The sequence below is a fragment of the Kurthia sp. FSL E2-0154 genome (genome assembly GCF_038003625.1).
Taxonomy (GTDB): Bacteria; Bacillota; Bacilli; order Bacillales_A; family Planococcaceae; genus Kurthia; species Kurthia gibsonii.
In genome coordinates this window covers 2,023,683-2,046,761 of record NZ_JBBOPO010000001.1, presented here as the reverse complement: position 1 = coordinate 2,046,761, position 23,079 = coordinate 2,023,683, and the positions used below count along the sequence as shown (strand labels likewise).

The 23,079-nt window shown below is 39.3% G+C and carries 17 protein-coding genes, 16 tRNA genes and 3 rRNA genes; 33 read left to right on the top strand and 3 right to left on the bottom strand.

Annotated features, from left to right (window positions below; genetic code table 11):
- The first annotated feature begins 50 nt into the window (after positions 1-50).
- The 3 genes from recX to MHB75_RS10105 are packed head-to-tail and all read left to right on the top strand — an operon-like array spanning position 51 to position 1,463.
- Complete coding sequence (gene recX, locus MHB75_RS10115) at positions 51-887, top strand: recombination regulator RecX (RefSeq protein WP_340998610.1); 837 nt, start codon at positions 51-53, stop codon at positions 885-887.
- Positions 887-1,213, top strand: a complete 327-nt coding sequence (locus MHB75_RS10110; RefSeq protein WP_068450931.1) for a YfhH family protein — start codon at positions 887-889, stop codon at positions 1,211-1,213. The genes recX and MHB75_RS10110 overlap by 1 nt, the downstream gene beginning before the upstream one ends.
- Position 1,214: 1 nt before the next feature.
- The gene (locus MHB75_RS10105; RefSeq protein WP_068450934.1) at positions 1,215-1,463 is read left to right on the top strand and encodes a YfhJ family protein; all 249 of its coding nucleotides are present in this window, start codon (positions 1,215-1,217) and stop codon (positions 1,461-1,463) included.
- A gap of 322 nt (positions 1,464-1,785) precedes the next feature.
- On the opposite strand, the gene MHB75_RS10100 is transcribed toward MHB75_RS10105, so the two are convergent.
- Positions 1,786-2,757 carry a metal-dependent hydrolase gene (locus MHB75_RS10100; protein ID WP_068450936.1) on the bottom strand — a complete coding sequence of 324 codons (972 nt, stop codon included), beginning with the start codon at positions 2,755-2,757 and terminating at the stop codon, positions 1,786-1,788.
- 82 nt (positions 2,758-2,839) lie between these two features.
- On the opposite strand from MHB75_RS10100, the gene mutY reads away from it, so the two are divergent.
- The 3 genes from mutY to MHB75_RS10085 all read left to right on the top strand — a co-directional run bounded on the left by mutY (position 2,840) and on the right by MHB75_RS10085 (position 6,506).
- The gene (mutY, locus tag MHB75_RS10095; RefSeq protein ID WP_340997485.1) at positions 2,840-3,892 is read left to right on the top strand and encodes an A/G-specific adenine glycosylase; all 1,053 of its coding nucleotides are present in this window, start codon (positions 2,840-2,842) and stop codon (positions 3,890-3,892) included.
- Positions 3,893-4,028: 136 nt separating this feature from the next.
- Positions 4,029-4,577: a nucleoside tri-diphosphate phosphatase gene (ntdP, locus tag MHB75_RS10090; protein ID WP_141274900.1), complete on the top strand. Its 549-nt coding sequence runs from the start codon at positions 4,029-4,031 to the stop codon at positions 4,575-4,577.
- Between the two features lie 183 nt (positions 4,578-4,760).
- Complete coding sequence (locus MHB75_RS10085) at positions 4,761-6,506, top strand: ABC transporter ATP-binding protein (protein WP_340997484.1); 1,746 nt, start codon at positions 4,761-4,763, stop codon at positions 6,504-6,506.
- Between the two features lie 45 nt (positions 6,507-6,551).
- Here MHB75_RS10085 and MHB75_RS10080 read toward each other — a convergent pair whose 3' ends face one another.
- Entirely contained in the window at positions 6,552-7,643 is a 1,092-nt protein-coding gene (locus MHB75_RS10080) for an FUSC family protein (protein ID WP_340997482.1), read from the bottom strand.
- Positions 7,644-7,797: 154 nt separating this feature from the next.
- Here MHB75_RS10080 and bcp point away from each other — a divergent pair, with 154 nt between their 5' ends.
- The 26 genes from bcp to MHB75_RS09950 all read left to right on the top strand — a co-directional run bounded on the left by bcp (position 7,798) and on the right by MHB75_RS09950 (position 21,339).
- Positions 7,798-8,271, top strand: a complete 474-nt coding sequence (bcp, locus tag MHB75_RS10075) for a thioredoxin-dependent thiol peroxidase (protein ID WP_340997480.1) — start codon at positions 7,798-7,800, stop codon at positions 8,269-8,271.
- The gene (locus MHB75_RS10070; protein ID WP_340997479.1) at positions 8,268-9,212 is read left to right on the top strand and encodes an NAD(P)-dependent oxidoreductase; all 945 of its coding nucleotides are present in this window, start codon (positions 8,268-8,270) and stop codon (positions 9,210-9,212) included. The genes bcp and MHB75_RS10070 overlap by 4 nt, the downstream gene beginning before the upstream one ends.
- A gap of 137 nt (positions 9,213-9,349) precedes the next feature.
- Positions 9,350-9,793, top strand: coding sequence for a peroxide-responsive transcriptional repressor PerR (perR, locus tag MHB75_RS10065; protein ID WP_068450958.1), 444 nt, complete (start codon positions 9,350-9,352; stop codon positions 9,791-9,793).
- A 170-nt stretch (positions 9,794-9,963) separates the two neighbouring features.
- On the top strand, positions 9,964-10,827 hold the full coding sequence (locus MHB75_RS10060; RefSeq protein ID WP_340997477.1) for a nucleotidyltransferase-like protein: 864 nt from the start codon (positions 9,964-9,966) through the stop codon (positions 10,825-10,827).
- Between the two features lie 318 nt (positions 10,828-11,145).
- Positions 11,146-12,693: ribosomal RNA gene (locus MHB75_RS10055) — 16S ribosomal RNA — on the top strand.
- 361 nt (positions 12,694-13,054) lie between these two features.
- Positions 13,055-15,984, top strand: a 23S ribosomal RNA gene (locus tag MHB75_RS10050).
- 130 nt (positions 15,985-16,114) lie between these two features.
- Positions 16,115-16,230 (top strand): 5S ribosomal RNA (gene rrf / locus MHB75_RS10045).
- The 16S, 23S and 5S rRNA genes sit together here with 16 tRNA genes alongside, the layout of an rRNA operon.
- Before the next feature lie 20 nt (positions 16,231-16,250).
- A tRNA-Asn gene (locus MHB75_RS10040) sits at positions 16,251-16,327 on the top strand.
- 9 nt (positions 16,328-16,336) lie between these two features.
- Positions 16,337-16,429 (top strand) — tRNA-Ser (locus tag MHB75_RS10035).
- Positions 16,430-16,460: 31 nt separating this feature from the next.
- Positions 16,461-16,535: transfer RNA gene (locus tag MHB75_RS10030), tRNA-Glu, on the top strand.
- Between the two features lie 10 nt (positions 16,536-16,545).
- Positions 16,546-16,621, top strand: a tRNA-Val gene (locus MHB75_RS10025).
- A gap of 21 nt (positions 16,622-16,642) precedes the next feature.
- Positions 16,643-16,719, top strand: a tRNA-Met gene (locus MHB75_RS10020).
- Positions 16,720-16,729: 10 nt separating this feature from the next.
- Positions 16,730-16,806: transfer RNA gene (locus tag MHB75_RS10015), tRNA-Asp, on the top strand.
- 21 nt (positions 16,807-16,827) lie between these two features.
- Positions 16,828-16,903, top strand: a tRNA-Phe gene (locus MHB75_RS10010).
- Positions 16,904-16,906: 3 nt separating this feature from the next.
- A tRNA-Thr gene (locus MHB75_RS10005) sits at positions 16,907-16,979 on the top strand.
- Between the two features lie 9 nt (positions 16,980-16,988).
- Positions 16,989-17,072: transfer RNA gene (locus MHB75_RS10000), tRNA-Tyr, on the top strand.
- A gap of 21 nt (positions 17,073-17,093) precedes the next feature.
- A tRNA-Trp gene (locus MHB75_RS09995) sits at positions 17,094-17,167 on the top strand.
- Between the two features lie 33 nt (positions 17,168-17,200).
- Positions 17,201-17,276: transfer RNA gene (locus MHB75_RS09990), tRNA-His, on the top strand.
- Positions 17,277-17,304: 28 nt separating this feature from the next.
- A tRNA-His gene (locus tag MHB75_RS09985) sits at positions 17,305-17,380 on the top strand.
- 4 nt (positions 17,381-17,384) lie between these two features.
- Positions 17,385-17,459 (top strand) — tRNA-Gln (locus MHB75_RS09980).
- 5 nt (positions 17,460-17,464) lie between these two features.
- Positions 17,465-17,539: transfer RNA gene (locus MHB75_RS09975), tRNA-Gly, on the top strand.
- A 21-nt stretch (positions 17,540-17,560) separates the two neighbouring features.
- Positions 17,561-17,634, top strand: a tRNA-Cys gene (locus tag MHB75_RS09970).
- A gap of 34 nt (positions 17,635-17,668) precedes the next feature.
- A tRNA-Leu gene (locus tag MHB75_RS09965) sits at positions 17,669-17,750 on the top strand.
- A gap of 87 nt (positions 17,751-17,837) precedes the next feature.
- Positions 17,838-18,620, top strand: a complete 783-nt coding sequence (locus tag MHB75_RS09960) for an aminoglycoside adenylyltransferase domain-containing protein (RefSeq protein WP_340997476.1) — start codon at positions 17,838-17,840, stop codon at positions 18,618-18,620.
- A 310-nt stretch (positions 18,621-18,930) separates the two neighbouring features.
- Positions 18,931-20,328 carry an APC family permease gene (locus MHB75_RS09955; protein ID WP_340997474.1) on the top strand — a complete coding sequence of 466 codons (1,398 nt, stop codon included), beginning with the start codon at positions 18,931-18,933 and terminating at the stop codon, positions 20,326-20,328.
- Positions 20,329-20,565: 237 nt separating this feature from the next.
- Positions 20,566-21,339, top strand: coding sequence for a glycerophosphodiester phosphodiesterase family protein (locus MHB75_RS09950; RefSeq protein WP_340997473.1), 774 nt, complete (start codon positions 20,566-20,568; stop codon positions 21,337-21,339).
- 21 nt (positions 21,340-21,360) lie between these two features.
- Here the strand turns inward: MHB75_RS09950 and MHB75_RS09945 are convergent, their stop codons facing one another.
- Positions 21,361-21,936 carry a DNA-3-methyladenine glycosylase I gene (locus tag MHB75_RS09945; RefSeq protein ID WP_340997472.1) on the bottom strand — a complete coding sequence of 192 codons (576 nt, stop codon included), beginning with the start codon at positions 21,934-21,936 and terminating at the stop codon, positions 21,361-21,363.
- Between the two features lie 219 nt (positions 21,937-22,155).
- Between MHB75_RS09945 and MHB75_RS09940 the strand changes: the two genes are divergently transcribed.
- Entirely contained in the window at positions 22,156-23,076 is a 921-nt protein-coding gene (locus tag MHB75_RS09940; protein ID WP_340997471.1) for a S66 peptidase family protein, read from the top strand.
- Positions 23,077-23,079: the final 3 nt, after the last annotated feature.

The following is a 23,079-nucleotide window of genomic DNA, read 5'->3' as shown; positions in this document are numbered from 1 at the left end:
TATTTGACTTAGACATGCAATCAAAAGGTCTGGGTTGTCACGTTGAAAAGATGTATAATGAGAGGCAAGGTGGAGGTGATGATGTGGCACGCGTGATTACGAAAATTACACGACAAAAAAGAAATGAAGAACGCTATAATATTTATTTAGATGAAAAATATGCGTTCAGTGTGGATGAAGTCATTATCATTCAATACGGTCTAACGAAGGGGAAGTCTCTTGATGAGATGGCGGTTGGAGAGATTGCCTTCGATGATGAAGTATCACGAGCTTATAATCGGGCCTTATCTTTTTTAGCTTATCAAATGCGTAGTGAGCATGAAGTACATCAGAAGTTACTGAAAGCAGAGTTTGGTGAGGCAGTTATTCAAGAAGCCATTCAGAAATTAACACGACTTGGTTTTTTAAATGATGAAACGTATGCGACAGCCCTCGCAGAAACGAAAAAACGCACATCTAAAAAAGGACCAAAAGCGATTTTACAAGATTTAAAACAAAAAGGAATCAATCCGAAGTTACAACAAGAAGTTGTAGAAGCTTTTTCTGAAGAAGAGCAATTGAGTATGGCGATGGAGCTTGCGGAGAAAAAAGTACGACAAGAGCAACGCAAAACACCAAGTCAGATTAAACAAAAAGTGCAGGAATTTTTAGTGCGAAAAGGATATAGTTTTTCAATCGTACAACAAGTACTTGAAACAATTGTTATTCAACCAGAAGAAGATGAATGGACAAGCCTAATTGATTTACAAGGTGAGAAAGTTTGGCGAAAATATAGTCAGAAGTATGAGGGATATGAACTTCGTATGCGTGTTAAGCAAGCCTTGTATCAAAAAGGCTTTCCAACTGAAGTGATTGAACAGTATATAGAGAAGAGGGAACAGCAATAATGGAAAAAAAGTATAGTGAGATGACACCAACTGAATTACGCGAGTTGATTGCGACATTACGTGAAAAAGCGCGTCGTGCAGAACAATTAGGTATTCTAAATGAGTTTGCAGTATACGAGCGTAAAGCGATTTTAGCACAAGCTTTTTTATTAAACCCTGAAGATTTTAAAGTCGGAGAAATCTACCGTATTCAAGGAGACCCAGGTGTATTCTTTAAAATTGATTATTTAAAAGGAGTATATGCATGGGGATATCGTTTAGGCGGAGAACAGCAAATCGAAGCGATTCCTATTTCGATGTTAGTAGATGTGAAGGAGGCTTTTTAACTTGAAAACAAAAATTCAAGAGTTGGCAGAGCTACTGCAACAATCGAATGAGAATTTAAGTGAAGAAAAGGCACGTACATGGATTGAGTTATTATGGTCTGATTTTGAATCAACTTATGCGCGAGCAGGTTATTCATATAAGGGCGAAGAAATGACAGAGAAAATGGTACGTCAGTGGATTGAAAGTTACGGTTCGACACTACATGAATTTGTAGCGCGTAATCCAAAATACAAAGATTTATTAAATTAAAAAAGTGAGATAGCGTATTCGATACGCCATCTCACTTTTTATATGTTATAACCGAAAGAAAGTAGTAGAAGTGTAAGAACGGAAAGTAAGATGATACAGAAACTTAGTACGATGACCGTCCAAATGACAAACACTTTGGACAGTTTCTTTTGATTTTTTAAAATAATAATGAGTGTAATCAACAATAATAAAAATAAAAAAAGGAATAAAGCAAATAAAGGGAAACGTTCTTTTGCTAAAAGAAGTAAGTCGATTGAAAACACCTCTTTCTATATAGTTAAAAAGCACAATGAGATTTAATCTACATTGTGCTTTTTTAGTTTTAACCTAATTTCGAACGTAATTTTTCTTCTGAGAAAATCCAGCCCGTATAAGAATTAACGACTTTTAAATGTTCATCTACTTGTGCTACCGCAACGAATGGATAGCGATTATTACTACGGTAGCGTAAATCGATTAGCCGCACTTCGGTTAAATTATTTTTGATTTTACGAATTTCAAAACGATAGATGGGTGAAAAGGATAGAAAACTTCTTAAATTTTCATCTTGAATAGCAACTTCGAAAAGTTCTTCTTCGGGTAGTGGCTCGATCTTAAATTTGTCGAGCAAAGTAATTGAACGTCCATAGGCTCTTGCAACATAATGATGTGTATCGGAATTCGCTGCTACACGATATTGGAAGAAGTAACGTGTAGGCGATAAATAGATGTCTTTTACATCTGGAATGGTATTTTGCACAGCTTGCTTTACAGCATGATGTAGCCAAGTTCTTATGATATAGTAAATGACGAGTGTGCCATATAAAATCGACATCGTGATGACAGGATCAGCACCGAATGCCCAAATCATAATGGCAATTACATTCAATCCAAAAATAATCGGATCAAACGTATTAATAATCCCAAGCGCAATCCATTTTTTTGTGAATGGCCGCAAAGCTTGAGTACCATAAGCATTGAAAATATCTACAAATACGTGTAAGGCGACTGCAAAAAAAGTCCATAACCAGAGATGAAGTACATTGGCATCTGGTAGTAACAGTAATAGGACAAGTGTGATTAATGTAGGCCAAATAAAGACTGCCGGAATCGAGTGTGTAATACCTCGATGATGACGAATGTAGACGGCATTATTGCGAAGCTTTAATACCGTATCAATATCAGGCGCTTGTGATCCTAACATGACGCCAGCAATAACGGCTGTCGCTGTTGCAGTACTTGCTGCAACGGTTGGATCTGCAAATGTCAGGCCACTAATCGTAATGCCCATAACTAAGTGAGTCCCAGTATCCATTTTTTCAACTCCTTACAATACGAATCGCCTTTTAAAGTTGCTATACCCGATTTATCTTTATTTTAATTCAAGGAGGCCCCCTGTGTCATATCAATACAAAAAAGAGTTTCAACAATTTTTAGTCGAATGGTTCCAACGTGAAAAGCGAGATTTACCTTGGCGAAAAACAAAGGACCCTTATAAAATATGGGTTTCAGAGGTGATGTTACAACAAACGCGTGTAGACACCGTCATTCCTTATTACGAAAATTTTTTAGAAAAGTTCCCAACTCCAGAAGTACTAGCTGAAGCGGAAGAATCCTTCTTATTAAAGCAGTGGGAAGGATTAGGATATTATTCACGTGCGCGTAATTTACAAGCAGGTGTACGTGAAGTCGTTGAATCTTATGGATCAATTGTACCGAATACACGTGATGAAATCTCGAAATTAAAAGGTGTCGGGCCTTATACGGCAGGTGCCGTTTTAAGTATCGCGTACGGTGTGCCTGAACATGCTGTTGATGGGAATGTGATGCGTGTATTAAGTCGTGTGTTATTAATTGAAGATGATATTGCGTTACCGAAAACAAGAAAAGTATTTGAAAAAGCTGTAATGGATTTAATTGATCCAGATCATCCATCTGATTTTAATCAGGGATTAATGGAATTAGGGGCATTAGTTTGTACGCCTACTTCTCCGAAATGCCTACTTTGCCCTGTGCGTGATTATTGTGGCGCGTTTGCAGAAGGAAGAACAGCAGAGTTACCTGTAAAAGTGAAAAAAACAAAAGTGAAAAAATTGCATTATGATGTGTATGTTATTGAAAATGAAGCCGGACAGATTTGTATGGAACAAAGACCTGCTACAGGGCTCCTAGCAAATATGTGGCAATTCCCAATGGTCGAAAAAACCACAGATTATTCAGAGATTGCACAGTACGCAAAAGAACATAAAATTGAATTACATGGTCAGGAAGAATTAGTTGAACTAAAACATATCTTCTCACACATCGTTTGGCATCTAAAAGCTTTCTATGTTAAGGGTGAATTGAAGTCGGGTAAGTGGTTCACATTAGATGAAATCGAACATCTACCATTACCTGTACCGATGCAAAAAATTTTACAATCGTATCGCATGCATACAAAAAAGCTTTAATTAAAATGTTGGAAAAAGAAGGGGTTTGAAGTTTTTAGTGGAACATGACTTTTTTGCTACACGTTTAATGTCTACATTGATATAATGTTACAAAGAAGTTCTTTAAATGACTACGTTTCACAAAGGTGGGCTAAAAATGACAATTCCAGCAGAAGGGGACATTGTACAAATTCATAGCTACAAGCATAACGGTCAAATTCATCGTGTATGGCAGGAAACAATGGTCCTCAAAAGTACACCGAAGATTTTAATCGGTGCAAACGAGCGCACATTGGTGACAGAGTCAGATGGAAGAACATGGTTGACGCGTGAACCTTCCATCACTTATTTCCATACAGAGCTGTGGTTTAATATTATTTGTATGTTGCGTGAAGATGGTGTCTATTATTACTGCAATATGAGTTCGCCATTCGTATTTGATAACAATGCGATTAAATACATTGATTATGATTTGGATGTGAAAATTTTTCCCGATATGTCATACACATTATTAGATGAAGATGAGTATGAACAGCATAAACAAGAGATGAATTATCCACCAGTTATCGATAGTATTTTAAAAGCAAATGTGAACAAATTAATTAACTGGATTCAACAAAGAAGGGGACCTTTTGCACCAGACTTTATTGAAGCTTGGACGAATCGCTATGAATTTTATAAGCAGATTAAACAGCAAGAAGAGTAGTAAGGACAAGAACAAAACGCATAGTCTCGTAGAAGAGAGAACGGTCTTAGAAATCCATTTGGTTTCTGAGAACGTTTTTTTATTTCGACTGGAAAATTTTAAACCTTTTCTATTTACGAAATAAAACTTATAATGAATTTTGCGACAAAATAAGTCGTGTGAAATTTAAAGGACGTGATCCAAATGGATAGTATGAAACGGTACATGAAATTTGTAAAACCGTATAAATGGGATATCGTATTTGCTTTTATCCTCGGTGTAATCAAATTCATGATTCCCTTAGCCATACCATTATTAATTAAAGTCATCATTGATGATGTTATTAGTAATGATGGTTTACCACCGGATGAAAAGACAAAAAAATTATTCATGTGGATAATTTTCATGGCATTTTTATTCTTTATTGTTCGTCCACCAATCGAATATTACCGTCAATATTTTGCACAGCGTATTAGTAACCGTGTGCTTTATGATATTCGAAGCAATATGTATGGACATTTGCAGAAATTAGGTCAGAAATTCTATGCGAATAATCGTGTAGGAGATGTTATCTCTCGTACCATTAATGATGTAGAACAGACAAAGGAATTTATTGTGACGGGATTAATGAATGTCTGGATTGACCTTGTGACAGTTGTTATTGCGATTGGTATCATGTTATACATGGATTTCAAATTAACACTTGTAACGTTAATCGCTTTGCCATTCTATGTTATTAGCGTAAAGTTCTTCTTTACAAAATTGCGTACGTTAACGCGTGAACGTTCAAAAGCTTTAGCAGGTGTTCAAAGTTATCTACATGAACGTGTTCAAGGAATGAGTGTCATTAAGAGTTTTACACTGGAACAACATGAACAAGGTATTTTTAAGAAAGCAAATGGCAATTTTTTAGAAAAAGCTTTAGACCAAACTCGTTGGAATGCGAAAACATTCATGGTTGTTAATACAGTTACAGGTATGGCGCCAGTAGCCGTAATTGGTTATGCAGGTTATCAAGTGATTCATGGTAGTTTAACACTTGGTGTACTAGCAGCATTCATCGGCTATATTGATAGTTTATATAATCCACTTCGACGACTTGTTAATTCTTCAACTACTTTAACGCAATCTGTTGCTTCAATGGACCGTATGTTTGAATTAATGGATGAAAAGTACGATATTACAAATCGTGAAAATGCGAAAGAATTACAACAAGTAGCAGGTAAAGTAACGTTTGATGATGTCGTATTCCGATATAACGATGACGGTCGAAATGTCTTAAATCATTTGAACTTTACGATTGAACCAGGACAAACAGCTGCATTTGTTGGTATGAGTGGTGGTGGAAAATCAACAATCATTAGTTTGATTCCACGTTTTTATGATGTGACAGGCGGATCGATTAAAATAGATGGTCAAGATATACGTGATTTAACGATTGAATCTTTACGCCGAAATATTGGGATTGTTCAACAAGATAATGTATTATTTAGTGACTCAATTAAAGAAAATATTTTGATGGGGAATCCACAGGCGACAGATGAAGAAGTCTATGCAGCAGCGAAAGCAGCGAATGCACATGATTTTATTATGTCATTCCCAGATGGTTATGACACATTAGTTGGGGAACGTGGCGTGAAATTATCTGGCGGTCAAAAACAGCGTGTTGCTATTGCACGTGTATTTTTAAAAAATCCACCGATTTTAATTTTAGATGAAGCGACTTCAGCGCTTGATTTAGAGAGCGAAGCACTTATTCAAGAATCATTAGATCGTTTAGCGCATAATCGTACAACATTAATTGTTGCGCATCGTTTATCGACAATTACGCATGCCAATCAAATTATGCTCATCGATTATGGTGAAGTAAAAGAACATGGAACGCACCAACAGCTTATGCAAGCAGGTGGAGCATATCACGATTTATTCCAAGTACAAGTATTAGATTGAAATAGAAAAACCGAAATCGCATCATAAGGCGCGATTTCGGTTTTTTTAAATAACTTCTTCATTTTCTTCTTTGAACGATTCAGATGCATGGTGTTGAATGAACGAAGTGATCAGTGTGTTCAGATGTTCTAAGTTCTCTTCATAATCTAAAATGCGTGAGAGAATGTGTAACAAGTGGTAACTTGAGAACTCTTCTTCACTTTCACTCGCATGTTCATGTACAATATGTTGCGCGAAAATATCCATAACTTCATTTCGTTGTAAAAATTCTTCTTCGCCAATCCATGTTGTATGTTCTGCTTTTAACTTACCAGTATATTTCAGCAATAGTTGCTCGTGATATGTTAGTAAGAAATCAAGACGTTCTTGAATCATAATATGGAACTTTTCAGGAAGATGCGATAATTCATTTTCATGCAGGTGAAGACGATTTAATACCTCGATACTTTTCGTCATCGTAATTAACATTTGACGATAGACGACAAGTTTACGGTGTTTCATATTTCGTGCTTTTTTTGTATAACCACGTTCTTCTTTAAATAATTTGTACAAATTATTTACACGTTCGAACTGTTTGCGAAGTCGACGTAAAGATTGTTTTGTTGATGTATGTTCAGATGCTTGACGAACAGCGAGACGAATCCACTTAATAATATCTGTTTGTAAATACTTAATCGATGTGAATAATCTTTCTTCGTATTTAGGCGGTAAGAAAATTAAGTTGATGATGAATGCTGCAAGTACACCGGTCATGACTGTGACAAATCGCCACATCGCGAACTCGATGAAAGAGCCTTCTTGAAATTCCATAATCACAATAATCGTTACGAGAGCAAGTGAGATGCTCCCTTCTAATTTGAACTTCATCATAATGATGAGTGTCACCACAACAGCAAATCCAACGACTACATAGGAATGACCAAATGTAAGACCGAAAATAACGGCGATAACAGCGCCGATTAGATTCCCTTGAACTTGTTCAATAATGGTTTTGTAAGACCGATAGATGGAAGGTTGTAAAGCAAAGATTGCCGCGACTCCTGCGAAGATAGGAGCAGGTAGTTCAAACCAGCTCGCTAAGTAAAGTGCGAAAACAATTGCTACACCTGTTTTTAATATCCGGGCACCTAATTTCATGTGAAAGTGGGTAACCTCTCTTTCATTCTTTATCGTCGTAACTTTATATCATATTGGAGAAACGGTCAACTATTTTTTCATTGTATACAAAATTCACGATATTTACCAAATATATTGTTACAATAGAAATAATTCAATTCATGGAGGGATTTAGATGGAATCATTGAAAAATAAAAAAGCACCTTTATTTACATTACCAAATGAAAAAGGGGAACAAGTAGCCCTAGAAAGTTTCTTAGGTAAAAAGAATGTAATTTTATACTTCTATCCAAAAGATATGACACCAGGTTGTACAACAGAAGCTTGTGATTTTGCTGCGGCTTACGAAGATTTTTCAGATTTAGATGCTGTCATTCTTGGTGTAAGTCCAGATCCAGCTGAACGACATGAAAAATTCATCGCAAAACATAACTTACCATTCTCTTTATTAGTTGATACAGATGTTAAAGTAGCAGAAGCCTATGGTGTATGGCAACTGAAAAAGAATTTTGGTAAAGAATACATGGGGATTGTACGCTCGACGTTTTTAATTAATAAAGAAGGTATTGTTCAAGAAGAGTGGCGTAATGTTCGGGTCAAAGATCATGTTGCGAAAGTAGCAGCAGTTTTAAGAGGTGAGAATGAATGATTTATTTCACATTTGATCCACGACCAGATTTAAAAAAGGATTTAGAACAGTTCATGCCAGAAGAACAAATCGTTTATGATACGAAAGTGGATAACACTCAGTTAGAAAAAGCAGAAATTCTTGTGACATATGGAGAAGATTTAACGCCTGAGCATATGAAGTCCATGAAAAAACTAAAATGGATTTTTGTTGCTTCTGCTGGAATTGAGAAAATGCCGCTTGCAGAATTGGACGAAACAGAGGTTATCGTATCGAATGTAAGAGGTATTCATAAAAAGCCGATGACAGAATCAGTTTTAGCACATATTCTATCTTACTATCGTTCATTACCAGCAATTTATGCTGAACAACGCGCACATAATTGGAAAAGAAAAATGCCTTCCAAAGAGTTAAATGGTGCAACAGCTCTTATTTTAGGACCGGGTGCAATTGGTAGTGAGATAGGGCGTTTACTTCAAGCTTTCGGTGTACACACAATTGGTTGTAATCGTTCAGGTAAACAGGCAGATTATATGGATGAAATGATTGCTTTCAATCAATTATTAGACACATTACCTCGAGCTGAGATTATTTTGTCTGTTTTGCCAAGTACAAAAGAAACAAAATATTTATTAACAGCAGATCATTTTAAAGCGATGAACCCCGACACATTATTTTTGAATTTTGGACGAGGCGATTTAGTAGCGACAGAAGTCTTGATAGAAGCACTACAACAAAAAGAGATTGCCTATGCAGTGTGTGATGTATTTGAACAAGAACCTTTACCATCAGACTCACGACTATACGACTTAGAGAATCTAACTGTGTCGCCACATGTCTCAAGTCAGTCTTCTCGTTATCTTGAAAGAAGTTTCGATATTTTTAAAGAAAACTATCGTCACTATCGTAAGGATAATCATGATCAAATTACGAACCAAGTAAATTTAAAAAACGGTTACTAATTTTCAATACCACGTGTCTATTTGAGAATAGCTGCGTGGTATTTTAATTTTGAGTATAAGAAGTTGACAGTAACCACTAATATTAGATAAACTAATTATAACAATTATAATTAAAGAATACTTATGAAGGAAGGTGCATGGCGATGTCTGAAATGCAATTAGAAACTGCGCTAGACACGCTCAAGAAAACAGGCGTTAGGATAACACCGCAGCGTCATGCGATTTTAGAATATTTGATTGAAGCGATGTCACATCCAACAGCTGATGAGATTTATAAATCATTAGAGTCGAAATTTCCGAATATGAGTGTAGCCACTGTTTATAATAATTTACGTGTATTTAAAGAATCCGGATTAGTACAAGAATTAACATATGGCGATAATGCAAGCCGTTTTGATTTTGTTACAAGTAAACATTATCATACGATTTGTCAGTCATGTGGTAAGATTGTAGACTTCCATTATCCTGGGCTTGACGAAATTGAACATTTCGCTTCACACGTAACAGGTTTTAAAATTAATTCACACCGTTTAGAGATTTATGGTGTATGTCCTGAATGTCAAGAAGAGCAGTCGCAGTAAAAACAAAAGGGAGTTGCATAACGCAATTCCTTTTTTTATTGTTAACTCTTGCCGAGTGACCTTCGTTTTAATATGATTAAAGATAGAGATGAATCTATGCATGTGTCTGGATTTCATTTTGTGCGTTTTCGAACATGATTTTCTAATGAGTAGAAGCAGGGGGAATTCAAGTGGAACATATTTTACGTCCAATTTATCAAGAGCGAGCAAGTGATCCAAACACATTAGGTGCTATCTTAGTTGAAAAGATTGATGATTTAAGTCCCGAAACAGATAATATAGATGCGATTCTTCTTATATTAGTAGCAGAAGCAGAACTACCTGTTTTTACAAAGCACTATACATATGAAGAACATCATGCAGCTATGCATATTGTGACAAACAAACAATTGCGTAAATGGTTATTATTAGGCACGAATAAAAAAATCATCAATTGGATTATGGACGGTCGTGTTGTATTTGATCGTAATGAAACAATTTATTCACTGCGACAAGAGATGCGAAATAATCCACGATACGGTCGACATGTAAAACTTGGTATTGAATTTTCAAAGCTACTTAGAAGATTTCAAGAAGGTCGTGTGAGTTTTGAACAACGTGATTATGTAGATGCTTTCTTTCAAATGATGGAATGTCTACATCATGTAGCAAGACTTTCTATTATTGAAGTAGGTGTTTATCCAGAGTTAAAAGTGTGGGAACAAGTAAAAACATATAATAATGAAATTTATGATTTATATGAAGGCTTTATTGAAAAACCACGACCTATTGATCAAAAGATTTTAGAAGTAATTGTTTATATAGAAAGTTTTATAGATCAGAAGGTTGTTGAGAGCGGTCGTCATATTGTTGAAGTAATGAAACAAAAAGATGTATGGACGATTCAAGAATTACATGAGCATGAAGAATTGAAAAATTACTCGATTAACTTAGAGGTATTTGTTGAATACTTAATTGATAAAGGTTATATTAAGATAGAACTTTTACCGACGAAGTCGAATGATGTAAAACATCGTTTATATAAGGTTGAATAAAGTTTTTAAAAAAAATTATAAAAAGTGTTGACTTCGAATAAGAAGTTATTGTATTATATTAAATGTCAGTAAGACATGACAACAAAATAACACATCAACATTGATTGGTAAGTCGGAAAAACTTTTTCAAAAAAGTTGTTGACAAACAAATCGATAAGATGATAAGATATTGAAGTCGCTAAGAAACGACGCAATAACATGAACTTTGAAAACTAAACAAGCAAGAAGATAATCACAAACAAGTCTTATCACATTAAGTGAATAAGCAATTGTTATCAAAAGATAACGCTAGCAAAGCAAATGAGCTTTCAAACTACTTTTATGGAGAGTTTGATCCTGGCTCAGGACGAACGCTGGCGGCGTGCCTAATACATGCAAGTCGAGCGAATGACGAGAAGCTTGCTTCTCTGATTTAGCGGCGGACGGGTGAGTAACACGTGGGCAACCTGCCCTACAGATTGGGATAACTCAGGGAAACCTGGGCTAATACCGAATAATCCTTCGAATCACATGTTTTGAAGTTGAAAGGCGCTTCGGCGTCACTGTAGGATGGGCCCGCGGTGCATTAGCTAGTTGGTGGGGTAACGGCCTACCAAGGCAACGATGCATAGCCGACCTGAGAGGGTGATCGGCCACATTGGGACTGAGACACGGCCCAAACTCCTACGGGAGGCAGCAGTAGGGAATCTTCCACAATGGACGAAAGTCTGATGGAGCAACGCCGCGTGAGTGATGAAGGTTTTCGGATCGTAAAACTCTGTTGTAAGGGAAGAACAAGTACGTTAGGAAATGAACGTACCTTGACGGTACCTTATTAGAAAGCCACGGCTAACTACGTGCCAGCAGCCGCGGTAATACGTAGGTGGCAAGCGTTGTCCGGATTTATTGGGCGTAAAGCGCGCGCAGGTGGTTTCTTAAGTCTGATGTGAAAGCCCACGGCTCAACCGTGGAGGGTCATTGGAAACTGGGGAACTTGAGTGCAGAAGAGGATAGTGGAATTCCAAGTGTAGCGGTGAAATGCGTAGAGATTTGGAGGAACACCAGTGGCGAAGGCGACTGTCTGGTCTGTAACTGACACTGAGGCGCGAAAGCGTGGGGAGCAAACAGGATTAGATACCCTGGTAGTCCACGCCGTAAACGATGAGTGCTAAGTGTTAGGGGGTTTCCGCCCCTTAGTGCTGCAGCTAACGCATTAAGCACTCCGCCTGGGGAGTACGACCGCAAGGTTGAAACTCAAAGGAATTGACGGGGGCCCGCACAAGCGGTGGAGCATGTGGTTTAATTCGAAGCAACGCGAAGAACCTTACCAGGTCTTGACATCCCAATGACCGTCCTAGAGATAGGATTTTCCCTTCGGGGACATTGGTGACAGGTGGTGCATGGTTGTCGTCAGCTCGTGTCGTGAGATGTTGGGTTAAGTCCCGCAACGAGCGCAACCCTTATTCTTAGTTGCCATCATTTAGTTGGGCACTCTAAGGAGACTGCCGGTGACAAACCGGAGGAAGGTGGGGATGACGTCAAATCATCATGCCCCTTATGACCTGGGCTACACACGTGCTACAATGGACGATACAAAGAGTCGCAAACTCGCGAGGGTAAGCTAATCTCATAAAATCGTTCTCAGTTCGGATTGTAGGCTGCAACTCGCCTGCATGAAGCCGGAATCGCTAGTAATCGCGGATCAGCATGCCGCGGTGAATACGTTCCCGGGCCTTGTACACACCGCCCGTCACACCACGAGAGTTTGTAACACCCGAAGTCGGTGGGGTAACCGTAAGGAGCCAGCCGCCTAAGGTGGGATAGATGATTGGGGTGAAGTCGTAACAAGGTAGCCGTATCGGAAGGTGCGGCTGGATCACCTCCTTTCTAAGGAATATAACGGAAAAGACCTTGGGTCTTATACAGATTATCTTACTTGCTGTTTAGTTTTGAAGGCTCATGCAAATGATCTTCAAACCTTGCTCTTGCGATTACTTGTCGCAGAGTAAAACTTGTTCTTTGAAAACTGGATAAAACGACATTGAAAGTAACACAAACACAAATTTCTTTTATAGATTTTGAATTATTAAGTTTTAATTTTTTAGGCTTAATGACTTATGTGAAAATTATTTCAAGATGCAAGTAAGACGCGAAAGCAAACGCAGTGAGAAGCGGAGTGTACATACGTACATGAGCATTCGAACAAGTGTAGCTGACAAAGTATTACGCAGCAGATTGGAATCAATTAGGTTAAGTTATTAAGGGCGCATGGCGGATGCCTTGGCACTAGAAGCCGATGAAGGACGGCACTAACACCGATATGCTTCGGGGAGCTGTAAGTAAGCTTTGATCCGGAGATTTCCGAATGGGGGAACCCACTGTTTTTAATCGAACAGTATCCTAACGTGAATTCATAGCGTTTTGATGGCAGACTCAGGGAACTGAAACATCTAAGTACCTGAAGGAAGAGAAAGAAAATTCGATTCCCTTAGTAGCGGCGAGCGAAACGGGAAGAGCCCAAACCAAGAAGCTTGCTTCTTGGGGTTGTAGGACACTCTACACGGAGTTACAAAGGAATGAGTTAAATGAAGCGGCTTGGAAAGGCCTACCATAGAGGGTAACAGTCCCGTAGTTGAAAGTTCATTCCCTCCAGAGTGGATCCTGAGTACGGCGGAACACGTGAAATTCCGTCGGAATCTGGGAGGACCATCTCCCAAGGCTAAATACTCTCTAGTGACCGATAGTGAACCAGTACCGTGAGGGAAAGGTGAAAAGCACCCCGGGAGGGGAGTGAAAGAGATCCTGAAACCATGTGCCTACAAGTAGTTAGAGCCCGTTAATGGGTGATAGCGTGCCTTTTGTAGAATGAACCGGCGAGTTACGATTACATGCAAGGTTAAGTTGAAAAGACGGAGCCGTAGCGAAAGCGAGTCTGAATAGGGCGAATGAGTATGTGGTTGTAGACCCGAAACCAGGTGATCTACCCATGTCCAGGTTGAAGGTAAGGTAACACTTACTGGAGGACCGAACCCACGTACGTTGAAAAGTGCGGGGATGAGGTGTGGGTAGCGGAGAAATTCCAATCGAACCTGGAGATAGCTGGTTCTCTCCGAAATAGCTTTAGGGCTAGCCTCGTGTTTAAGAATCTTGGAGGTAGAGCACTGTTTGGACTAGGGGTCCATCCCGGATTACCGAATTCAGACAAACTCCGAATGCCAATGATTTATACACGGGAGTCAGACTGCGAGTGATAAGATCCGTAGTCAAAAGGGAAACAGCCCAGACCACCAGCTAAGGTCCCAAAGTAATCGTTAAGTGGAAAAGGATGTGACGTTGCTTAGACAACCAGGATGTTGGCTTAGAAGCAGCCACCATTTAAAGAGTGCGTAATAGCTCACTGGTCGAGTGACGCTGCGCCGAAAATGTATCGGGGCTAAACGATTCACCGAAGCTGTGGATGGACATCTTAGATGTCCGTGGTAGGAGAGCGTTCTAAGTGCTGTGAAGTCAGATCGTAAGGACTGGTGGAGCGCTTAGAAGTGAGAATGCCGGTATGAGTAGCGAAAGACAGGTGAGAATCCTGTCCACCGAATGACTAAGGTTTCCTGAGGAAGGCTCGTCCGCTCAGGGTTAGTCGGGACCTAAGCCGAGGCCGATAGGCGTAGGCGATGGATAACAGGTTGATATTCCTGTACCACCAATCTACCATTTGAGTGATGGGGGGACGCAGTAGGATAGGGTAAGCGTGCTGTTGGTTATGCACGTCCAAGCAGTAAGGTGTGGAAGTAGGCAAATCCGCTTCCTGTAACATTGAGCTGTGATGGCGAGTCAATTATGACGAAGTTCCTGATTTCACACTGCCAAGAAAAGCCTCTAGCGAGGTAGATAGGTGCCCGTACCGCAAACCGACACAGGTAGTCGAGGAGAGAATCCTAAGGTGAGCGAGAGAACTCTCGTTAAGGAACTCGGCAAAATGACCCCGTAACTTCGGGAGAAGGGGTGCTCTAGTAGGGTGCAAGCCCGAGAGAGCCGCAGTGAATAGGCCCAGGCGACTGTTTAGCAAAAACACAGGTCTCTGCAAAATCGTAAGATGACGTATAGGGGCTGACGCCTGCCCGGTGCTGGAAGGTTAAGAGGATTGGTTAGCGCAAGCGAAGCTGAGAATTGAAGCCCCAGTAAACGGCGGCCGTAACTATAACGGTCCTAAGGTAGCGAAATTCCTTGTCGGGTAAGTTCCGACCCGCACGAAAGGCGTAACGATCTGGGCACTGTCTCAACGAGAGACTCGGTGAAATTATAGTACCTGTGAAGATGCAGGTTACCCGCGACAGGACGGAAAGACCCCGTGGAGCTTTACTGTAACTTGATATTGAATTTTGGTACATTTTGTACAGGATAGGTAGGAGCCAGAGAGACCGGAGCGCCAGCTTCGGAGGAGGCGTTGTTGGGATACTACCCTAAATGTATTGAACTTCTAACCCTTACCCCTGATCGGGGTAGGAGACAGTGTCAGGTGGACAGTTTGACTGGGGCGGTCGCCTCCTAAAAGGTAACGGAGGCGCCCAAAGGTTCCCTCAGAATGGTTGGAAATCATTCGCAGAGTGTAAAGGCACAAGGGAGCTTGACTGCGAGACCTACAAGTCGAGCAGGGTCGAAAGACGGGCTTAGTGATCCGGTGGTTCCGCATGGAAGGGCCATCGCTCAACGGATAAAAGCTACCCCGGGGATAACAGGCTTATCTCCCCCAAGAGTCCACATCGACGGGGAGGTTTGGCACCTCGATGTCGGCTCATCGCATCCTGGGGCTGTAGTCGGTCCCAAGGGTTGGGCTGTTCGCCCATTAAAGCGGTACGCGAGCTGGGTTCAGAACGTCGTGAGACAGTTCGGTCCCTATCCGTCGTGGGCGTAGGAAATTTGAGAGGAGCTGTCCTTAGTACGAGAGGACCGGGATGGACATACCACTGGTGTACCAGTTGTCTTGCCAAAGGCATCGCTGGGTAGCTATGTATGGACGGGATAAGTGCTGAAAGCATCTAAGCATGAAGCCCCCCTCAAGATGAGATTTCCCATTACGCAAGTAAGTAAGATCCCTTGAAGACGACAAGGTAGATAGGTTCGAGGTGGAAGTATGGTGACATATGGAGCTGACGAATACTAATCGATCGAGGACTTAACCAAAATAATTGTGTTTCAATGAACCGTTTATCCAGTTTTGAAAGAATAAAAATTATTTTAGAAAAACGATTGACATTCACTCGTTAAACTGATATAATAATTCTTGTCCTTAAGAGAAATCTTAAGAAAATAGTCTGGTGGCGATAGCAAAGAGGTCATACCCGTTCCCATGCCGAACACGGAAGTCAAGCTCTTTAGCGCCGATGGTAGTTGGGGGTTTCCCCCTGTGAGAGTAGGACGCTGCCGGGCTGTTAAAAAAATCATATCATTCCGCTGTAGCTCAGTTGGTAGTAGCATCTGACTGTTAATCAGAGGGTCACAGGTTCGAGTCCTGTCAGCGGAGCCATTTTTTCTCGGAGAGTTGTCCGAGCGGCCGAAGGAGCACGATTGGAAATCGTGTAGGCGGATAACATCTGTCTCAAGGGTTCAAATCCCTTACTCTCCGCCATGATCGCTCACAATGAACGGAAATATACAGTGGCCCCTTGGTCAAGCGGTTAAGACACCGCCCTTTCACGGCGGTAACACGGGTTCGAATCCCGTAGGGGTCACCACTTATAAAATGGAGGATTAGCTCAGCTGGGAGAGCACCTGCCTTACAAGCAGGGGGTCGGCGGTTCGATCCCGTCATCCTCCACCATTAATTCTTATATAATATTATCGCGGGGTGGAGCAGTTCGGTAGCTCGTCGGGCTCATAACCCGAAGGTCGCAGGTTCAAATCCTGTCCCCGCAACCAATTAAAAAATGGTCCGGTAGTTCAGCTGGTTAGAATGCCTGCCTGTCACGCAGGAGGTCGCGGGTTCGAGTCCCGTCCGGACCGCCATTTTAAAATAAATAATCATGTGGGTTTGTAGCTCAGTTGGTAGAGCATTAGATTGAAGCTCTAAGTGTCGGCGGTTCGATTCCGTCCAAACCCACCATTTGCCGGTGTAGCTCAGTTGGTAGAGCAATTGACTTGTAATCAGTAGGTCGAGGGTTCGACTCCTTTCGCCGGCATATCTCTTTGGAGGGGTAGCGAAGTGGCTAAACGCGGCGGACTGTAAATCCGCTCCTTCGGGTTCGGCAGTTCGAATCTGCCCCCCTCCACCATTTATTTTAATTTTTTTATTTAGGGGCATAGTTCAACGGTAGAATAGAGGTCTCCAAAACCTTTGGTGTGGGTTCGATTCCTACTGCCCCTGCCAATATAAAATAAAAGTTTCAAACATATAAATATGGCGATTGTGGTGAAGTGGTTAACACACCGGATTGTGGTTCCGGCATTCGTGGGTTCGATCCCCATCAGTCGCCCCATTTTTTTATATAGAAACATCTAAATATGGCGACTGTGGTGAAGTGGTTAACACACCGGATTGTGGTTCCGGCACTCGTGGGTTCGATTCCCATCAGTCGCCCCATTATTGGGGTATAGCCAAGCGGTAAGGCAACGGATTTTGATTCCGTCATGCCCTGGTTCGAATCCAGGTACCCCAGCCATTTTTGCGGAAGTAGTTCAGTGGTAGAACACCACCTTGCCAAGGTGGGGGTCGCGAGTTCGAACCTCGTCTTCCGCTCCATAATTTATTTCATAATGAGATGGCGGCATAGCCAAGTGGTAAGGCACAGGTCTGCAACACCTTTATCACCGGTTCAAATCCGGTTGCCGCCTCCATTTTTTTTATTTCTAAAACTTTACATATTATTATGCCGGTGTGGCGGAATTGGCAGACGCGCACGACTCAAAATCGTGTTCCTTTTGGAGTGTCGGTTCGACCCCGACCACCGGTATCCTATAAAAGACTACTAGATTCTAGTAGTCTTTTTTTTATTATTCTTTTACACTAAAGTTAATTCAATTGGAAAGGTGGTAATCTATTGTTTATTCCTGAAACGGTCAAGAAGGCTATAGATACTTATATGTCGTTAAGCCATAAGTTATTACCTGATTATCAGTTAGAGCTCTTTATACATGGCTCTATTGGCTTAAACACATATGAATTAAACAAAAGTGATATCGATTGTATTATTGTAACGAATCCAGAACTAACATTAGACCAGAAAGAAATATTGAATCAACTCCATTTGCAATTTGAACAACAAGAAAACATACCAATGGATTGTGTATATATAGCTAAAGCAGATCTATCATCCCAATCCCCATTTTTAAATACTTATTTTTACTATAATGAAGGAATACTAGATTATGGTGATTACTTTAACTTTAATCTGGTTACTTGGTGGACTTTACATCAAAATTATCAAGATCCTCCTTTTCCAACGACTACAGGTTCTCAACTTCGACACTATGTATTTCAGAATATGCAGCAGTATTGGAAACCTTATGTCGAAAGATTGAAGCAAGAAGTTCAATTAGATTTATCTATTTCTGATGAAGAGATAAAAGAAGAAATTGAATGGATTGTATTAGGGTTACTTCGTCAATTTTATACGTTAAAGGAGGTGGGGGTGACTTCAAAATATGATGCTGGTATATATGGATTACAGCATTTACCGAAACAATGGCATCCAGTTATTCAACTAGCTATCCGTATAAGGAAAAATGAGTTAGTAGTCGTTTCTGTAGAAACAATGAATCAAGTAATTGATTTTGCGGAATTTTTAATTTCATATTGTGAAAAATTAAAATCGACTGATTAGGTCGATTTTTTTTGTTCTGTTTATGTATTCTAGTTGAATTGTAAAAATTATGAAAATGTATGTATCTGTCTTTTAAATATAAGTAAATACTGTGCTAATGAACTGGTTCCAAAAAAAAGAAAAAGATGGTTCTTTTATTTTAAAGTGGTATTCTTCATAATCTATGTAAGCACTATAAAGAAAGGAATAAAGGGGAATTTATATAAGTTAATACAGAATATATGGGGTTGTATTAGCTTTTTTTGAAAATGTGTAGCATGCTTTTAAGCTTGAAAGCAACGAGAGTCTACAGCGTGAAGGGGGAAATAACATGGGGAATCAGAATAACAAAGAATTTACAAAGTCGATGTCAAAGGTTGATGTACTTTTCCTATCACTAGGCGCCATGCTTGGTTGGGGATGGGTTGTTTTATCAGGAGAATGGATTACAGGAGCAGGCTTTTTAGGAACAATTATTGCATTTATATTAGGAGGATTACTTGTAATCTTTATCGGTTTAACGTATGCGGAGCTTTCGGCAGCGATTCCTAAAACAGGTGGCGGATTAGTATTCGTTAAGCGTGCATTTGGTAAAAAGAGTGCATTTGTAGCAGCATGGGGTGTACTTTTTGGTTATGTATCTGTTGTAACATTTGAAGCAGTTGCATTACCAACGGTTATTGATTACGTAATGCCTGTTGAACATAAAGTAAGTCTTTGGACATTAGGTGGTTGGGAAGTGTATCTTACATGGGCTTTAATCGGTTCTGTAGGTGCAGTCGCACTAACAGCACTAAACTTCTTTGGAATTAAACCAGCAGCTATTTTCCAAAATGTTTTTACAGTTGCGATTGTATTAGTAGCAGCTCTTATGGTATATGGGGCTTTTGCGAATGGTGATATGAAAAATTTAGATCCGATGTTTACAGATGGATTCGGAGGTACACTATCTGTACTTGTTATGATTCCATTCTTATTTGTAGGGTTTGATGTTATTCCACAAGTAGCAGCAGAAATTAAAGCACCTGGTAAAACAATTGGTCGTATTATTATTGTATCAATTGTCAGTGCGGTATGTTTCTATTTATTCGTTGTCTTTGGTGTAGCAGCAGCATTACCAGACGAACAACTTTTAACAAGTCAATTAGCAACAGCAGACGCAATGGTTGCACTATTTGGTAGTCCTGTTTGGGGATATGTCCTAGTGATTGGTGGTATTGCAGGAATTATTACAAGTTGGAATGCCTTCATTATCGGAGGGAGTCGTATTTTATATGCGATGGCAGAACATCATATGATTCCAAAATGGTTTGCCTATATGCACCCGAAATACAAAACACCGACAAATGCGATTATCTTCTTGGGTATTTTAGCAGCAGTTGCGCCTTTCTTAGGTCGACCGGCACTTGTATGGATTGTAGATGCTGGTGGAGTGGGTATTATCGTAGGTTACTTATTAGTATCTTTTGCGTTTATGAAGTTACGAAAAGTAGAACCAGAATTACATCGTCCATATCGCATTAAATATTGGAAGTTTACAGGAGTGGCAGCGATTGCATTGAGTATTTTATTCATTACATTCTATTTACCAGGCATGCCTTCAGCACTTGTATGGCCTATGGAATGGCTAATTTTAGGTGTATGGTGTCTCATTGGATTTATCTTATATATGATTAAACCAAAAGAAGCGATTGCTTTTGAGGTAGTTAGTGAAGGTAGCAATAAGTAAAATTATATGAATATGATGATGAAGTATAAGAAAAAAAAACGGAATCGTGCTGTGACACGGTTCCATTTTTTCGTTGCGAACTCTAAAAGAGGAAATGAACTGTTTGTCACAACCTCTTTGAATTTTAAAAGGTATATGAAATACTTTTAGTTAATCTATTTTCTTATTTAAAAATTTTTTCTATTTCTGTTTACATATAGTATGATAGATATGATGTCTTAGAAAAAGGAGGGTACAATGAAACGTTTTATTGCAATCTTTGTTCCTGCACTTTTTTTAATTGCTGTCATTACGAGCTATATGACATTTGCCCAGTCCTATGAGTGGACTGAAAATACCATCATTGCACATGCAGGTGGTGGAATAGAGGGAGATAAATATACGAATTCACTTGAGGCTTTTCAAAATAGTTATGAGAAAGGTCATCGCCTCATTGAGTTAGATATTAATATGACAAGTGATGGAAAAGTAGTAGCGCGACATGATTGGAAAGATATAAAAGACCAAACATATGAAACTTTTAAGAATCGACTTTATAAAGACAAATATAAACCAATCGATTTTCAACAAGTTATTAAATTGTTAAAGAAATATGATGATGTTTATATTATTTTAGATGGTAAAACAAAGTCACCTCAAGCAGTACGAACGCTGTATAAAAAAATTAATGTCTATACTAAAAACTTAAAGCCACGTGATAAAAAACGTCTTATTCCTCAAATGTTCTACAAACAAGACTATCAACTATTAAAAAACTATGGTTTTAAAGATGTACTCTATGTGATTGGGCGTGAAAGTTATACAAATCAATCATTAGCCGAATTTTGTGATGAACGAGGTATTCGGGCAGTGAGTATTGATAAAACATTTGTAAATACCCCTTTAGTACAAACGTTGAAAAAGAAAAAAATTGTTTCTTATACGTATACTGTGAATGATCGAAGTACGATGAAAAGACATAAACAAATGGGGGTTCATGGATTCTTCTCTGACTTCGTTGATGCGTATTAAATAAAAAAGGTCTGCATGCTTTTAAGCACTATGCAGACCTTTTTTATAGCAAAAACAAGTTGTTACATGATCGTTTACAAGGCCGCTTGCTTGCATAAAAGCATAAACCGTTGTCGGACCTAAAAATTTAAAACCACGCTTTTTTAAATCTTTACTAATGCGTGTAGAAAGTTCTGTAGTCGCAGGCACTTCAGATAATTGTGTGAAGTGATTTTGAATTGGTGTACCCCCTGTGTAAGTCCAAATGAATTCATTAAAGCTTCCGAATTCTTTTTGAATATCCATGAATAAGGTAGCATTGTGAACCATTGCTGTTAATTTACCACGATGACGAATAATTCCTTCGTTTTGTAGTAAGTGCTCAATTTTGGCTTCATCATATTGTGCAATTTTTTCATAATCAAAATAATCGAATGCTTCGCGCATTGTTTCACGCTTTTTTAAAATGGTTGCCCAACTTAACCCAGCTTGCATACTTTCTAAAATAAGTGTTTCAAACCAATCCGAATCTTTAGTAATCGGTACACCCCATTCTTCATCATGATACTGTTGATCAAGCTCGGAAACATTTGCCCATGCACAACGTGTTTTCTCCATTGTCATCTCCCTTTCAAAAAAACGAATATTTGTTCTTATTATAACAGACATCTGTTTGACATATTCGATTTTTACAATGAAAGAAAAAAATTCGGAGGTTCAGATGAAGAAAAAAGCGATTTGTATAGGTGTCATTTGCGGTTTAGTGATTGAAGTGTGTACACTTATGATTCAAATCACTCTATAATAGAGGAGAGTATAAAAAAAGGAGCTTGGCATATGAAACAAAGACCGATGCGTTTACAAAAAGGTGACACAGTAGGGATTGTCGCTCCTGCTAGTCCACCAAATCAACAGCAATTAAAAAAATCACTCGATTTTATTGAAGGGTTAGGGCTTCAATATGTAATGGGTGAGAGTGTTACAGCGAAAGAACATTATTTAGCTGGTAGTGATGAATTACGTGTACGTGACTTACAGCGTATGGTAGAAGATCCGTCTATTCGTGCTATTTTCTGTGCAAGTGGTGGATATGGTTCTGCGCGTATTGCAGATCAACTAGATTATATGCTATTTGAAGAAAATCCAAAAATCTTCTGGGGTTTTTCAGATATTACATTTTTACACACAGCGATTGGTGAGTTGAGTAACTTGGTAACATTCCACGGCCCAACACTTTCCTCTTTAGGTAGAGAGGATATCCCAGAACGCACGTATTTAATGTTTGAGCAGTTATTTAATCCAGCAGAGATTTACTATGATGAACGTATTTCACCACTTCAAACAATCGCAAGAGGGCGTGTACGTGCGCCGATTGTTGGCGGTAATCTAACATTACTGTGTGAAACACTCGGAACAAAATTTGAAGTGGATACAGCAAATAAAGTGTTACTCATCGAAGATACTGGATTAGAGCCAGCACAGATTGATGCGAAGCTGAATCAATTACGCATGGCACGAAAGTTCGAACATTGTGCGGGTGTAGTCATCGGTAGCTTTACACATGCAGAACCACGTGATTATAAAGATTCACCGTTTTTAGATGCACTATTTACTAGTTACTTTAAAGACTTCAATAAGCCTGTTGTGAGTGGCTTTAAATTTGGACATGAAAATTTAAATGTTGGAATTCCTTTAGGCGTAGATGTTATTTTAGATGCAGATGAAAAAGTATTAGCCTTTTTACCAGGTGTAGAATAAAGA